Source organism: Streptomyces cinnamoneus (assembly GCF_014650495.1).
In the GTDB taxonomy this organism is placed as follows: domain Bacteria; phylum Actinomycetota; class Actinomycetes; order Streptomycetales; family Streptomycetaceae; genus Streptomyces; species Streptomyces cinnamoneus.
Window position 1 is genome coordinate 87016 of the sequence record NZ_BMVB01000020.1, and the last position, 14197, is coordinate 101212.

The following is a 14197-nucleotide window of genomic DNA, read 5'->3' on the forward strand; positions in this document are numbered from 1 at the left end:
GTCGGGAAGGGCGCGGGGCGGTCGGCTGTCCTTGTCCGGGAGTGCGACCGCCCCGCGACGTGCGGGAATCGAGGGGTTGTGGTGCTGGTCAGCGGTTGCGAACGCGGCCGGAGACGGTGTTGGCAGACACGTTCAGGTGCCGGGCACCGGAGATGCGGACGTCGCCGGAGACGCTGTTCGCGCTGACGTGCCCGTCGGCATCGTTGGTGGCCTGCACCGTGATGTCACCGGAAGTGGTGCTCAGGGTGGCGCCGCGACCGTCGTACAAGACCACCTCGATGTCACCGGAGACCGACTGTGCGGCGATCTGCTCGGTCACGCGGCCGACGCGGATGTCGCCAGAGGTGGTGTTGGACCGCAGCTCCCGGGCGCCCTTGGCGTCCAAGCCGCCGGAGATCGAACGGAACTCCATTCGATCGACGTAGCCGAAGACCGCCGCATCGGCGGACTGCGAGACGATCGCGATCGAGGAGTTCGGGGGCAGGAACACCGTGGCCTCGATCGGGCTGACGGGCTGCATGGCGTTCGTGCCTCCGGAGACGACGCGGCCGTTGATGATGGTCACGCCGGTCATCGAGCCGTAGACGGTGCCGAAGGTCTGCACGATGCGGTTGCCGCGATGGCTCTGCACCATCACGTTGCCGGGCATCTCCGGAACCTCGATGCCGAACGCCTGGCCGTCCTGCGTGCTGCGGGCGCGGTTCACAGCGTCGGCAGCCGGTCCCGTGGGATCGTCTGTGCGCAGCACGAGGCGGGCGGTCGTCAGGTTGTCGATGACCCGGACGCGAATGCTGCCGACCGGCAGCGAGATGCCCAGCACGATCGGGCCGGAGGTGGCGGAGTCGAAGACGCGCTCGGTCATGGATGAACTCCTTGACTTTGTCGGGTGGAAGACCGGAAGCGGCAGGCTGTCCTGTCCGGGAGTGCCGCCGCATCCGGAGATGAGGGCCAACGCCCCGGCCGGGAGTCGAACCCGGCCTACGACCATCGAGGCGGTTGCTCAGAAGGGATTGCTCTGTGCCACGCACGGGGCAGAACCGCGCGCGCCCGTCCTCTTGCTCGCGGAGGTGGGACGGGCTTCCCTCAGCACACTGTTGAGTTCTCAAGGCACGAGCGCTTCCTTCGTACGCACCCCTGCGGGCTCTCCTCCGGACGCTATTTGTGCAGGTCAAACAGCTGCAACGACGCATCCCCTCGTTGCTTAGGGGGGGTTGCGGCCTTGCTTGATAGGTACGGTAGGCAACCCGAGGCGTGCGCGCAACCCCCTCTCGCGATATGGTTCGCTAGCCCCCCTAGGCGGCGATTGGAGAACCGTGCACGACGACATGAAGCGGGTCACCGAGACCCCGGACCCCGTCGACCGAGCCAAAGCAGCAATCGACCTGATGGCGACGTATCAGGGATGGGTCCTGGAGCTCTCCCGGGTCCGCCGCGAGGCCATCGAGGAAGCTCAGGCTTCCGGCATGACGCAGGCCGAGATTGCGTCCCGTCTCGGGGTGAGTCGCGGACGAGTCGGGCAGCTGGCATCCGCCGGCCCGCCGCCAGAACGGGCATTCTTCGGCACGGATCGAGTGACGGTATCCCTCGGTGGCAAGTACGAGGCAGGCAAGGGAGCAGACCAGAGCCCCAGCGAGGTCATCACTCGCGAGGACCTGAACAACTTCGAGAACCTGCGAAAGCTGCTCGGTGGCATGAAGCTGGATGCCGATTACGAGGTCATCCCGCCAACCGGCATTGTCAACCTGAACCGTGACAACCACGTGGTCATCTGCGGTCCGCGACTGTCGCCGATCATCGCCCAGGTCCTTGAAGGGGACGACAACCTACGGTTTGCCAAGGATCGCGCTTGGCACCTGATAGACCAGAGAGCCGGGAAGGAGTACCGGTCACCGTCGGATGAAGACGGTTCCGCCGGAGACGTCGGCTACCTGGGCAGACTGCCCAGGTTGGACGGCAAGGGCACCTTCCTGTACATCGCCGGGATCCACGCCATCGGAGCGAACGGGGTTGTTCACTACCTTGAGAACAATCTTGCAGAGCTGTACCGCGAGGTGCGCACCAAGCGCTTCTCCACGCTCATCTCATGTCGCTACGACCCGAAGACGCTTGAGGTGCAGGAAAGCCGCCGCGTTACTCCGCTGTACCGACACGAGGGCTGATCATGCGCGTATCCATCGACACCCGTCCGGGCGGGTCCGGCCCCAATGAGGACTGGGTAGCCGGCACGCCGACGATGGCTATCGTGCTGGACGGCTTGAGCACGGCCGGGCTGGACACCGGCTGCCGCCACGGCGTCCCGTGGTACGTCAGCCACTTGGGCGGCGCACTCATCACCGCTCTTGCCGATCCCACCCGCTCACTCACGGACGCATTGGGCTCAGCCCTTGAACAGGTCGCAGCCATGCACCCCCAATGCGACCTTGCCAATCCAGGCACACCGTCCGCCACCGTCGCAATCCTGCGAGAACGAGACGATGTGCTTGACCACCTTGTTCTCGCAGACTCACCAGTTATTTTCGAGACTCGCGAGGGGTACTCGGCGATCACTGACCTGCGGGTTGATGACGTGCTTCCGGAGCTGCGGACGGCTGTCGAGCAGTACGAAACCCACACGCCGGAGCACAAGGACGCGCTACGACACCTCGTGACCGAACAGCGGAAGGTGCGGAACACCGCAGAGGGGTACTGGGTCGCCGCGGCAACCCCGGAGGCAGCCGTCCACGCCCTGACTGGGGCTACCCCGCTCACGGGGGTACAGGCGGCGGCAGTAATGTCGGACGGGGCGTCCCGGCTCGTGACCGAGTACCAGATGGCTACCTGGGACGAGGTCTTCGCGTCGCTCCGTTCAGGCGGACCGACGGAGCTCATTGAGACGGTACGCAAGGTCGAGGCAACGGACCCCACGGGGGTTCGGTGGCCTCGCTACAAGTCGGGCGACGACGCTGCCGTGGCCTTCTGCGAATGGTCAGCAGCCGTATCGTCGCGTCATTCCTGACCAGCACGGACGATGGCGGGCCGTGATCCTACCGGGGGTGCGGCCCGTCTCAGTTTCCGTCTCATTCATCGCCGTACGCGACCGTCCAGAACCGTCCGTCCACCCTTGAGATTCACGGCACGGGCACAGCGATGAACGCCGTCGAACGCCCCTGAATACCGTCCTGATCAGCACGGACAAACCTGCAAAGCGAGTTACGTGGGTTCGATTCCCGCCACGGCCTCCATGCCCGTCCCGGCTCACCCGCCCCGGGCTCGCCCGCCCCCGCTCAGAGCAGCCCGAGGTCGCGCAGTTCCTTGTGCAGGTCGGCGCGGGGGTTCTCCGCGGACCCACCGGTGACGGCCGGGGCGGTGGCCCGCGGGGTGGCCGTCCGCGTCGTCCCCCGGTCGCGGAAGACCCACGCCCCGATGACGCCCCCGACGAGCCCGCCGAGGTGGGCGAGCCAGCTGATGCCGGGGGTGCCGGGCACCGTGAGGGTGAGGGTGTAGGCGTACGAGGCGCCCATGACGATCCCGACGAGGCTGTCGATGAGGTGCCGGTCGAAGAACCCGCGCACGACCACGTACCCGAAGTACCCGAAGACCAGCCCGCTGGCGCCGACCGTGCCGACGCCGTCGTGCTCGAAGAACCAGATCGCGAGCCCGCTGGCGACCGCGACCAGCGCCGTGAGCCCGAAGAAGCGCGCCACCCCGCGGTAGGCGGCCAGGAAGCCGAAGACGAAGAGCGGCCCGGAGTTGCTCTCGATGTGCGCCCAGCTCAGGTGGAGGAAGGGTGCGGTGAGCATGCCGGGGAGCCGCTCGGCATCGCCGGCGACCACGGCGTAGCGGCGGGCGAGATCGTAGTCGCTCCCCCAGTTGGCCAGCTGCAGCGCCCAGACGACGGCCAGGAAGCCGAACATCACGAAGAACGCCTTCCGCGCCTCGGCGATCATCTGCTCGGCGTCGACCGCCGTGTTCTTGCTCAACCCACTCATCTCGATCCACCCGTGCCACGGGGCGTGCCCCCGTGCCTGCGTACCTTACGGAGGGCCGGCATGGGTACGGCTACTCAGTCCGGTTTGAGTGGGCGACCGCTGCCGGGAAGCACCCGCCGGCGTGTGTGATCACTGCATGACGACGAAGCCGCGGCCGGACCGCCTCCCCGATCTCACGCCGAAGCAGCCGAACGGCGTGGGCATGGCGGCGCTGGGGCTGGCCGTCATGGCGGTCCTGGCCTCCCTGACGGTCATCGGCATCCCCTTCGCCATCCTCATCGGTCTGGCCGCCGCGATCTGCGGTCTGATCGGGCGGGGGAGGGTCAAGCGCGGCGAGACGGACGAGGGCGGGCCGGCGCTCGCCGGGCTGATCGTGGGCACGACAGTGGCGGTGGTCTGCCTCGGCCTGACGGCGTGGTTCGTCAACGGCCTCTCCCACCTCCACGACAGGCCCGAGGACCTGGTCTCGAAGGGCGCGAAGTACGGGGGCACCCCGCTGGCGGCGGGTCAGACGGCCCGCTACCGGGACGGCCTGAGGGTGACGGTGGGCAAGGCCCGCCGCGTACCGAACCTCCCCGGGGACGTCGCCCTGGGGAAGGACGAGCTGACGTACGAGTTCGCGGTGACGTACGTCAACGACCAGAAGAAGTCCGTCCGGCTGGCCTCGAACGGGATCGACATGGAACAGAAGGTCCTGCCGGGCAACCTCACGCCGGCCGGCCCGATGAGCCCGACGTTCGACCGCAAGAACCCCTGGTTCCCGGACGACCTCGCACCCCACCAGAAGGTGACGGTGAAGTTGCACGTCAACGTCCCCCCGGGCTCGACCGACCTCGACTTCACCTGCTCCCCGACGGACTACCGCGACGACGCCCACTGGGTGCTGTCGCTCCGCTAGCAGCCGGAAGGACGCCTGCCGTGCAGACCAAGAACAACCGCTTCCTGACCGTCCTGGCAGCGACCCTGTGGGTGATCACGCTCCACGCCGTGGGCCTCTGCCTGGTAGTGGTGCTGATGATCGCCGTGTGGGGCGCCGCGGCGGAACACCCCGCGGAGGCGGGCGGATTCCTCCTCCAGGTGCTGGGGATCCTGGCAGCGGCGGCAGCGGTCCTGACGGGGGTCTGGTACGCCCTGAAGCGCGCGGGCCTCTCCCCCGCCGCCCGCTCGGCCGTCACGGGGGCCCTGGCCTGCCCGGGGCCGGTGGCGCTGGCGCTGTACCTCTACGCGGGGCACTGAGGGCGGACCGCCGTACCGGGCGGCCCATGGCGAGGGCGATGCTCCGGGCGGCGGCCCGATCGGCGACGCCCCTCGCTCGTGCGGACGGTACGAGGACGTGCGCCAGCCCCGGCGGCCGTACGGCCCCGTAGTCCCGGAACCGCCGCACCCCGCACGCGAGACACCGCACTTCCCCGGGCCGGGCGCCTTCGCCCCAGCCGGCCCGGTGCGCGCACGGCTCACAACGCGGCATAGCGCGCCCCCGCCTCACGGGGCACGACGACCCACAGCTTGCTGCCCCCGACGGGCTTGTCGGCCGCCGCCAGCCCGAGAACGCCCCCGCACTCGTCGACGACGGCCTCCAACGGCCCGAGCGCCTCGCGCCGGTACGCCCGACAGGCCCGCCCGGCCCCGCTGCTCTCGGCATGCTCGGGATGCTCGTCGAAAACGGTCACCCGCAGCACCCCGAACCGCCAGCGCACGGCGAGGCTGACGTCCCGCCCGGGCGTGAAGACGAAGGCGTTCCCCAGCAACTCGGACGCGGCGAGCACCCCGAGCTCGGCCATGTCGCCCAGCCCGTGCTCGCCCAGCAACCGGGCGACGACGCTGCGGGCCATGCCGAGCGTGTAGGCGCCGCCGGGCAGCCCGAGGGAGTAGTTGAGGTTGCTGCGGGTGGGGCCTGAGGGTGGTGCTTCGATACGGGGCGAACTGGCGGCGGGGCAGGTTTCGTTGTTGCTCATGCGCGGACTCCAGAGGACAGAAGGGAGTTCTCGCACGCGGACAGCGGACCGGTGGCCTGCCTCCCTGGGCGCGGGCACACCCCACCCAGGGAAGGAGGGCATGCCCACGCGGTGCACTTCCGGCGCCACGGCGTGTGAGCGAAGCGGTACCGAAGGTAGCGCCAACAGCAGAGCCAGACAACCTTGTCCGACTAGACAACCCTGTCGGTGGACCAACGGCGGCCCACACGGCATGCTGCACGTAGATCGCGAGGAGGGCACATGCCGTCGAGGAGCCATCCGACCCAGCGTCAGCGCCGCCTGGGTGCCGAGCTGCGGAAGCTGCGCGAAGCCGCTGGCATGACCGCGGAAGAGGCCGGCGCGGTGGTCGACATCAAGGCGTACCAGGTCAGCCACCTGGAAGCGGGTCGGGTCGGCATCACCCCCAACCGCCTCCGCACTCTGGCCTGTAACTACGGCTGCGCGGACGAAGGGCTCGTAGAAGCACTGGTCGCGATGGCGGACGAACGCGACAAGAACTGGTGGGAGGAATACCGGGGCTCGCTGCCACCCGGCTACCTCGACATCGCCGAACTGGAGCACAACTCCCGGACGATGCGAACCTGTTCCAGCGTGCACATTCCCGGGCTATTGCAGACAGCGGACCACGCACGCGTCATCTTCGAAGAGGCCGTTTCGCCGCTGCCCGCCCACGAGCTGGACATCCGCATCGAACACCGGATGCGCAGACAGTCAGTGCTCGACAGGAAGCATCCCGCGCAGTTCACTGCAATCATCCACGAAGCCGCGCTGCGCATGCAGTTCGGTGGCCGCGAGGTCGCACGCGCCCAGCTGCAACATCTCCTGGCGGTCAGCGAACGCGAGCACATCGAGGTGCGGTCCGTCCCCTTCGCCGCCGGCAGTTTCCCGGGCGCCGGACAGACGGTGTTCTACGCCCACGGGCCGGTACCGCAACTCGACACGGTGCAGCTCGACGCCGCACACACGACAGTCTTCCTCAGCGCGGACCTCCAGCTGGAGAACTACCGCGGCCTGCTGGAACGCACCGAGGCCAAGTGCCTCTCCCCCGAGAAGACCCGGGACCTGATCCACAGCATCGCCAAAGAACTTTGAACCCGAAGGGAAGATGATGTCCGAGATCAAGTGGCAGGAGCCGTTCTGCGCAGGCGGAGGCAATGCCTGCCTCCAGATCGGCCACACAGCAGACGGCACCCCGATACTCCGCGAGACAACGCACCCGGACGAACTGATCCGCACCACCCCGCAGGGCCTCCGCAACCTGATAGAGGCGGCGAAACGCGGCGAACTGGACCACCTGCTCTGACCGCCCCGTCACTCGCCCGGCCCTCACACCTCGCAGCCGGCCACACCCACGACTAGCTTCGACAGAGTCGCCCAGCAGCCACAGGTAACTGCTGCCCGCTGCTCAAGAAGGAGTCGCCGTGGCCGGTCTCGTACGCAAGAGCTTCGACTCGCCGGAGGAGGTCCGCCCCTTCGAGGAAGGGAAGGGACGCCTGGAACTGGTGAATGTGGGCACAGTCCCGGTGGGCCGGGCGACGTTCGAGCCGGGCTGGAAGTGGTCGAAGCACGTCAAGCCCATCGCGGGAACGGACAGCTGCGAGGCTTCGCACACGGGCTATGTCATCGCGGGCCGCATGAAGGTCGTGATGAACGACGGCGAAGAGGCGGAGTTCGGCCCGGGCGACTACATGATCTGCCCACCCGGCCACGACGCCTGGGTCGTCGGCGACGACCCGTGCGTCTTCATCGACTGGCAGGGCTTCGCCGACTACGCGAAGCGCTAGATGTTCCTGAAAGATCAGCTCACATCGCCGTCGAGCGCGTCCGTCTCACTCAAGGCTGCCCTGACTCCCTCGGGAGCACCACCCGCCCTCACCCGCGATTCCACAGTCCACTCACTGTGACCACGGTCGCATTAATCGACTTCTTCGCCACCTACACGTAGTTTGATCTGGCGGTGGCGATCCACATGGTAAACAACCTCGACATCAATGCTTTGACCAGGTGACGGCCAAAGCGACGGATCGACGACGACCCCGTGCGGAAGATAGGCAATTGCATCCACGACCGCCATGCCACCCGGAAACCCAGGAAGCTTGACGAAGAAGCCGAATGGCAGGCATTTCTCCACCGTTCCGTGGACATTCGCCCCGACCGGAAAGCACTCCTTGGCTGCAATCCAAATTTCTTCATCGATCATCGATGCCACTCCCTCGGGTACTGATTAAGTCTTTCCACATGCGTGTTCGGGATTTCGAGCTCGACCAAGGGCCCACCCTCGTAAGGGTGCTCGAACTTCCGGAAGTGCTCTTCATATTCGCCCGCCGGGATTCGCACTTCGATCACTCCCTCCCCGTAGTGAGCAGCATACTTCTCGGCAAGTTCTCGCTTTTGAGCAAAGTAGGCCATCCCGTTCTGATAAGGATCATGAGGCCCTCCGGGGAAGTCCTCCTCCAGATAGCCATTTTGATTGTGATACTCCCCCTTCCCTCTGGCTGGAGCCTTGAAAATGGGCACTTCGTCTTCAGCGTACGGTGCAAGCCCGAGAGGATCCGCCCACACATGAGGGTTGTGGATATAAGTCGCCGCATTCGGCGCCGGCGCCAGCCCCAACGGATCCACCGACACATACCGCCCCGTCTCCGGGTCGTAGTGCCGATGGAAGTTGTAGTGGAGCCCCGTCTCCGGGTCGAAGTACTGGCCCGGGAAACGCAGCGGCGTGTACGTCGCACTGTCACGCGGCCACGTCGTCGTGCCCCACAGCGTCGCGCGCGTGCGCCACGCCACCGTGCCCGACTCGTCCACCAGCTCAGTCGGCGTGCCGACCAGGTCCGTGACGATCGCGAAGAAGCGGCTGTCGATCTCGTGCTGCGGCGCATCCGCCGCCGATATTCGTTCCGTCTGGGACACCGGGCGCAGGCCGTCGTGGTCCCACGTCAGGGTGACGGGGTTCGGAAGCTCCCTCGACGTCGTCGTCTGCTCGGCCAGCGTCGGGCCGTCCCAGGTGAAGTCCACCCGTTCCGTGACCTCGCCCGACTCCGAAAGCCGCTCCTTCGCCACGCGGCGCCCCAGCGGGTCGTACAGGTACCGCCACCGCGTACCGTCCGGCGTCACCACCGCCGTCAGGCGGTCCTCCGCGTCCCACTCGTAGCGCCACGTGTCCGGCTTCCGCGACAGGCGGGTCTTCTGCCGCAGGACCACCCGGCCCTGCGCGTCGTGCTCGTAGCGGATGCGCCCCGCCCGCACGATGCGCGTGCCCGCGTACTCGCGCGTGCCCTGTGCCTCCGCGCCCGGATGGTCCGCCGGCCACGACGCGGCCGTCTGATTGCCGGCCTCGTCGTAGGCGTACCGTTCCTGCCAGTCCGGCGCGGTCACCGCCGTCACGCGGCCCGCCGCGTCCAGGTCGAAGGTGCGGTCGTCGATGCCCGCGAGGTAGCCGTCCCGGCGGTACCGGTAGTTCCGCCGCTGCACCGACGTCCCGCCCGCCGTCACCGCCTGCGACCGCAGCCGGCCCGCCGCATCCCACTCCCGGGCCAGCGTGACGTCCTCGCCGAAGTGCCGGGCGATCTCCCGCCCCACCGCGTCGTGCTCGATGTCGAACGTACGCCCCGACGCCGTCAGCGACGCCCGGCGCCCGCCCGCGTCGTACGTCCACGTGCTGACCGCCCCGCCCGGGGTGACGCGACGGGTCCGCCGGCCCAGCTCGTCGTACCCGAACGTCAGCGTCCGCCCGTTCGTCGTCTCCGACTTGACGCGGCCCAACCGGTCCCGGCCGTAGACCAGCGTCGCGTCCGGCCCCGCCGCCTCCAGCAGCCGCCCTGCCGCATCATGCGCGTACGTCGTGACCGCACCGTCCGCGTTCTTCGCCACCGTCCGGCCGAGCACATCATGCTCGTACGTGATCTCCTGCCCCAGCCCGTTCGTACGGGCGATGAGCTGCCCGGCCGCGTCATGGGCGTACGTCAGGGTCCGGCCGTCGAAGTCCGTCTCGGACACGAGCCGTCCGGCCGGGTCGTAGGCGTACGACCACGTCAGGCCCTGCGGGTTCCTGACCTGCGTCAGCTGCAGCAGCGCGTCATGCTCGAACTCGTACCGCACGCCGTCCGGCCCGGTCCGGGCGCACATCTTGTCGAAGTGCGTGTACTCGTACGTCGTGACGCCGCCCACCGCATCCGTGTGCGTGATGCAGTTGCCTTCACCGTCGTACGTCCACGACTGCGACGCCCCGTCCGGTTCGACACGGCGGACGAGATGGCCCTCCACGGACCACTGCATGCGCGTCATGGCACCGAGCGGGTCGATGACGGCCGTCACCCGGCCGAAGGCATCACGCCGGTACGTGGTCACCCCGCCCAGCGGGTCGGTCACCTCGACCGGCAGGCCGGCGCGGTCGCACCGCAGGTGCGTCGTGTTGCCCTGGGCGTCGGTGACCGACGCCGGATGGCCCGCCTCGTCGTAGCCAAAGCGCGTGACCGCACCCGTCGGGCCGGTCGTCGACGTGCGGTTGCCCGCCGCGTCGTAGGTGTGGCGCCAGACGGTCCCGTCCGCGCCGGTCACCGTCTCCGGTCGGCCGTACTCGGTGTACGTCGCCGTGGCCTCGCGCCCGTCCGGACGTACGACGGCCGTCAGGCGGCCGTCGGCGTCGTAGCGGTACGCGGTGGTGCGGCCCAGCGGATCGGTGTGCGACAGCAGCCGGTCGCGGCGGTCCCACTGCATGCGCGTGACCGCGCCGTTGGGGTCGACCTCGGCGACGAGCTGCATCGCGTCGTTGAAGACGTGCTGGTGGGTTTGCCCCGTCGCGTCGACGAGCGTCGTCGTCCGCAGACCCGTCCGCGGATCCGGTTCGCCGTACTCGATGCGGGCCGCCATGTGGCCCTCGGCCCCGGTCTCGAAGACGCAGCGGTCGCGCTCGTCGTACTCGTACGTGTAATGGCTGCCATTACGGTCGGTCCACGACGTGACCCGGCGCCGGTCGTCGTAGCCGAAGCGCAGCGGGCGGCCGGTGGAGTTGACGACGTCGGTGAGGTTGCCGTCGGTGTAGCCGTAGCGGATCAGCTCCGCGTCGGAGCCGTCGGGACCGCCGCCCGCGAGGTGGAGCGCGGTGATGCGGCCGGCTTCGGTGGTGATGCGGATGCGGTAGCCGGCGCTGTGGGCGATCGCGATCGGGGTGCCGTCGGCCTCGTACTCGAAGGTGATCCAGTGGCCGTTCCGGTCCGTCACCTGCTCCAGCAGGCACATCTCTTCGCCGCCGTACGGTGCGAAATGCGACGTGCGCCCGCTCCCCGGGTCGGTGACGACGTAGCCGCGGCCGTCCTCGGCGCAGCTCAGCGGCCAGCGCGGGCCGTTCGTCGGCAGTGTCGGAACGCCCGGCGCCGGATGCGGGTAGCTGAGCAGCTTGCCGTCCTCGCAGACGAACACCACGCCCGGGGAGTCGATCTCCAGGCGCTGGTCCGCCGTGCTCGCCCACGAACGTCCCAGCCAGCGGCCCGCCCGGTAGTGCGAATGCACGCGGCGGGTGAAGAGGAGCGGCAGGGCCGACGGCAAGGAGACATCGGTCTGGGGCAGGAACATGTACCCCGTGGCGAGGTCGACCGGGTCCGTATTGCCGACGGCCTTCTGTCCGTCCGCCTGCCCCGTGGCCTCCGGGTTCTCGTCGGCGTGCGCCCGTGCCGCGCCCTTCTCGGCGCCGGTTTCCGCTCCCGGCCCCGCTCCCGCTCCGTCGTGCGGGCCGGCCTTCGACGCGCCGGACTCGGCTGCCTCCTGCGTCGCACCCGCCACACGGGCCTCGCTCTCGGCAGCATCCTGTCCGGCGATACGGGTGGTGCTCTCGGCCGCCTCTTGCGTCGCTGCGCGCGCTTCGCCCTCGGTGGCCTCCCGCCCAGCCGTGCGGGTGCCGCTCTCGGCCGCGCCCCGTCCGGCCGCGCGTGCTCCGCTCCCGGCCGCCGCCTGCTCACTCCTGGTGGCCGCGGCCTCGGCTGCCTGCTGTGTCGCCCTCCTCGTCCCCGCCGCCACCCCTGCCCGCGCACCGGCGCTGCCGCCGCCCGTGGCCAGGGCCAACGCGATGTTGCCGCCGAGCCGGCCCTCCGCCTCGCGGGGGTCCGTGCCCCAGCCGTCGCCGAGCAACGCGCCGGGCAGCCGTTCGGGGTGCGATGCGATGGACAGAATGCCCGTCGCGGTGTTGGAAAGGCCGGTGGCGTACTCCGCGGGGTGAGTGAGGTTGTGTATGTCGAACGGGTTCACGCTGCGGGCGGTCCGCACCATGTCCGTACCCGCGCGCAATGCGCCGCCGGCGTAGTGCATCCCCTCCACCATGCCGCCGTCGCGCAGGTCGAGGGCGTCGGCCTTCATCCGGTCGGAGAACTTCGGGGTCCGGGGCGCGTTCGCGACCGCGCCTTCGATCGTCGACTTCGCGGTGTCCGCGGCCGCGTCACGCTGCCTGCGGGCATCGGCCAGCAGCCGCTGGGCTTCCTCCATGTCGGCCTTACCGGGCTGGCCGGGCTTCTCGGGCCGGGGGCCGGGGTCCTGGGCGTGGCTGAGCTTCAGGTTGTAGGCGATCGCCTTGGCGTTGTAGTCGTCTACCACCTTCTTGTTGGCTTCCTGGCCCCTCTTCCACAGCTGTACCGCCTCCCTCGCCTGGGTCTGCGCCCAGGTGACGGTGTGGGCGTACGACTCCAGGGCCCGGGCTGCCGCCTCGAAGGCGTCGGCGGCCTGAGCCCACCTCTTCGGCTGCTCGACGAAGGCGGTGGTGAAGGCATCGGCGCCCTCGCCCTTCCAGCCCGTCGCACGGACCTGCTGCAAGGCGTCGTGGGTGCCATTGAAGGAAGAGTGGAAGTTACGCAGGTGGGTGACGGTGGCCTCGATCTGCCCGACGTCGCCGTGCAGCAGCTCCTTGGGGTCCTCGCTCTGGCCGAGCTGATGCTCACCGACGACGGCACCGAGGTCCGAGGCGGTCTCGTCGCCCCAGCGCTCGACCTTGTCCGCCGTCCCGTGCGCACCGACCATGTCCAGGCCGTCGGCGACGAAGTCGGTGCCCTTGTCGACGACCTTGCCGGCCGCCTTCTTGGTGTTGTCGAAACCCTTCTCGACGAGCTCTCCGGCCTTGTTGAAGCCCTGCTCGGCCAGGTCCCAGGGGCCGCTCACCGGTAGTCCTCGATCTTGCTCGCCACGTCCCGGGCCAGCTTGTAGCCGGACTGCGGGCTGCCGGGCACGACGGTGCTGCTCTTGAGGTCGTCCACCGTCCTCGACCACGATTCCTTGGCGTTCTTGCCCGCCGTGGCGAAGGACTCGTCGCTGTAGTCGGCGTCACGGATGGCCGTGACGGGGTTGTCGGCGAGCACGTCCTTGACGGACATGGCCTCTACCTGGTCCTCCGTCAGGTGCGGGTTGCCCATGGCGGCGTTGACGGTGACCTTGAAGGTGTCCTTCAAGTACTGGTCGACCTCCTGGTAGTAGCCCGCCGCCAGCCCCACGCGGTGCGCGAACTCGCTCGCGTCCTGGACCAGGGCACGGACTCCCCAGTCCCACCGGTTGCAGAAGGTCTTGAGCGAGGCCGCCAGGCCCTCGTGCCCCGCCACCAGGCCGGACAGGGCGAGCTCGTCGAAGCCGCGCCCCACGGCGGCCGCGCCCGGCCCCGACACCGTCTTCATCTCGCCGATCGCGGCGTTGATGCTTTTGGCCACGTCCCTGAGGGCGGCCTTGCTCGCCTCTATGCCGTCGCCGCCACCGCCACCGCTCACTGTGCTCCCGCCCCCTCGACGTTGTTGATGCTGTTGACGCTGTTGACGCTGTTGACGCTGTTGACGCTGTTGACGCTGTTGACGCTGTTGACGCTGTTGACGAAACGATTCTCCGGGACGTCCAACGCGACCTCGTCCGGCACGATCCCCCGCACCGGCGGGAACATCATCGGCCGCTCACTCCCGACGTCCAGGGCCACTCCGGCAGGCCCACCGACCTGCGGGACGACAACATCCAACAACCGCGCCCCGAGCACGGACCGATACCGCCACTCCCCGTCCTCGGCCAGACCGCGCACCACCGCGAACCGGGCCAGAGCCGCTTCGTCCGTGAACGCGCAGACCCAGCGGATGCCGCCGAACTCCACCGACCAGAGCCCGCCCGCCTCGTCGAACGGCACGAGCACGGCGGCACGCCGGAACTCACCGACGAGGGCGGCGGGGTGGCCTTGGTGGGCGTGGACGGCGGCTATCTGATGCGTAAGGGGCGAGTGGCTGGGCGGCGAGTCGGTCATCG

At 68.9% G+C, this 14197-nt stretch carries 15 protein-coding genes; 7 read left to right on the plus strand and 8 right to left on the minus strand.

Annotated features, from left to right (window positions below; genetic code table 11):
• Positions 1 to 88: 88 nt before the first annotated feature.
• Positions 89 to 862, minus strand: coding sequence for a DUF4097 family beta strand repeat-containing protein (locus tag IE182_RS24240; protein ID WP_190112031.1), 774 nt, complete (start codon positions 860 to 862; stop codon positions 89 to 91).
• Between the two features lie 451 nt (positions 863 to 1313).
• On the opposite strand from IE182_RS24240, the gene IE182_RS24245 reads away from it, so the two are divergent.
• On the plus strand, positions 1314 to 2159 hold the full coding sequence (locus tag IE182_RS24245) for a sigma-70 region 4 domain-containing protein (protein WP_190112032.1): 846 nt from the start codon (positions 1314 to 1316) through the stop codon (positions 2157 to 2159).
• 2 nt (positions 2160 to 2161) lie between these two features.
• Positions 2162 to 2995 carry a protein phosphatase 2C domain-containing protein gene (locus IE182_RS24250; protein ID WP_190112033.1) on the plus strand — a complete coding sequence of 278 codons (834 nt, stop codon included), beginning with the start codon at positions 2162 to 2164 and terminating at the stop codon, positions 2993 to 2995.
• A 268-nt stretch (positions 2996 to 3263) separates the two neighbouring features.
• On the opposite strand, the gene IE182_RS24255 is transcribed toward IE182_RS24250, so the two are convergent.
• Positions 3264 to 3959, minus strand: coding sequence for a rhomboid family intramembrane serine protease (locus IE182_RS24255; RefSeq protein WP_229845062.1), 696 nt, complete (start codon positions 3957 to 3959; stop codon positions 3264 to 3266).
• A 145-nt stretch (positions 3960 to 4104) separates the two neighbouring features.
• Between IE182_RS24255 and IE182_RS24260 the strand changes: the two genes are divergently transcribed.
• Together IE182_RS24260 and IE182_RS24265 are read left to right on the plus strand one after the other, a co-directional pair.
• On the plus strand, positions 4105 to 4866 hold the full coding sequence (locus tag IE182_RS24260) for a DUF4190 domain-containing protein (protein WP_190112035.1): 762 nt from the start codon (positions 4105 to 4107) through the stop codon (positions 4864 to 4866).
• Positions 4867 to 4886: 20 nt separating this feature from the next.
• Positions 4887 to 5204 (plus strand): hypothetical protein, encoded by a 318-nt coding sequence (locus tag IE182_RS24265; protein ID WP_190112036.1) that lies wholly within the window; start codon positions 4887 to 4889, stop codon positions 5202 to 5204.
• Here IE182_RS24265 and IE182_RS32850 read toward each other — a convergent pair.
• Complete coding sequence (locus IE182_RS32850) at positions 5140 to 5436, minus strand: DUF6255 family natural product biosynthesis protein (RefSeq protein WP_373303606.1); 297 nt, start codon at positions 5434 to 5436, stop codon at positions 5140 to 5142. The genes IE182_RS24265 and IE182_RS32850 overlap by 65 nt on opposite strands.
• A complete protein-coding gene (locus IE182_RS24270) occupies positions 5423 to 5923 on the minus strand; it encodes an ATP-binding protein (protein WP_190112037.1) in 501 nt (166 codons plus the stop codon). The genes IE182_RS32850 and IE182_RS24270 overlap by 14 nt, the downstream gene beginning before the upstream one ends.
• A 261-nt stretch (positions 5924 to 6184) precedes the next feature.
• On the opposite strand from IE182_RS24270, the gene IE182_RS24275 reads away from it, so the two are divergent.
• The 3 genes from IE182_RS24275 to IE182_RS24285 all read left to right on the plus strand — a co-directional run bounded on the left by IE182_RS24275 (position 6185) and on the right by IE182_RS24285 (position 7728).
• Complete coding sequence (locus IE182_RS24275; protein ID WP_190112038.1) at positions 6185 to 7036, plus strand: helix-turn-helix domain-containing protein; 852 nt, start codon at positions 6185 to 6187, stop codon at positions 7034 to 7036.
• A gap of 16 nt (positions 7037 to 7052) precedes the next feature.
• Positions 7053 to 7247, plus strand: a complete 195-nt coding sequence (locus IE182_RS24280; protein WP_190112039.1) for a hypothetical protein — start codon at positions 7053 to 7055, stop codon at positions 7245 to 7247.
• A gap of 118 nt (positions 7248 to 7365) precedes the next feature.
• Positions 7366 to 7728, plus strand: coding sequence for a cupin domain-containing protein (locus tag IE182_RS24285; protein WP_190112040.1), 363 nt, complete (start codon positions 7366 to 7368; stop codon positions 7726 to 7728).
• 131 nt (positions 7729 to 7859) lie between these two features.
• On the opposite strand, the gene IE182_RS24290 is transcribed toward IE182_RS24285, so the two are convergent.
• The 4 genes from IE182_RS24290 to IE182_RS24305 are packed head-to-tail and all read right to left on the minus strand — an operon-like array spanning position 7860 to position 14195.
• Positions 7860 to 8144 carry a S1 domain-containing protein gene (locus IE182_RS24290; protein WP_190112041.1) on the minus strand — a complete coding sequence of 95 codons (285 nt, stop codon included), beginning with the start codon at positions 8142 to 8144 and terminating at the stop codon, positions 7860 to 7862.
• A complete protein-coding gene (locus IE182_RS24295) occupies positions 8141 to 13084 on the minus strand; it encodes a putative T7SS-secreted protein (protein WP_229845063.1) in 4944 nt (1647 codons plus the stop codon). Before IE182_RS24295 ends, IE182_RS24290 begins: the two co-directional genes overlap by 4 nt.
• Complete coding sequence (locus IE182_RS24300) at positions 13081 to 13680, minus strand: hypothetical protein (RefSeq protein WP_190112042.1); 600 nt, start codon at positions 13678 to 13680, stop codon at positions 13081 to 13083. Before IE182_RS24300 ends, IE182_RS24295 begins: the two co-directional genes overlap by 4 nt.
• The gene (locus tag IE182_RS24305; RefSeq protein WP_229845065.1) at positions 13677 to 14195 is read right to left on the minus strand and encodes an SseB family protein; all 519 of its coding nucleotides are present in this window, start codon (positions 14193 to 14195) and stop codon (positions 13677 to 13679) included. The genes IE182_RS24300 and IE182_RS24305 overlap by 4 nt, the downstream gene beginning before the upstream one ends.
• Positions 14196 to 14197: the final 2 nt, after the last annotated feature.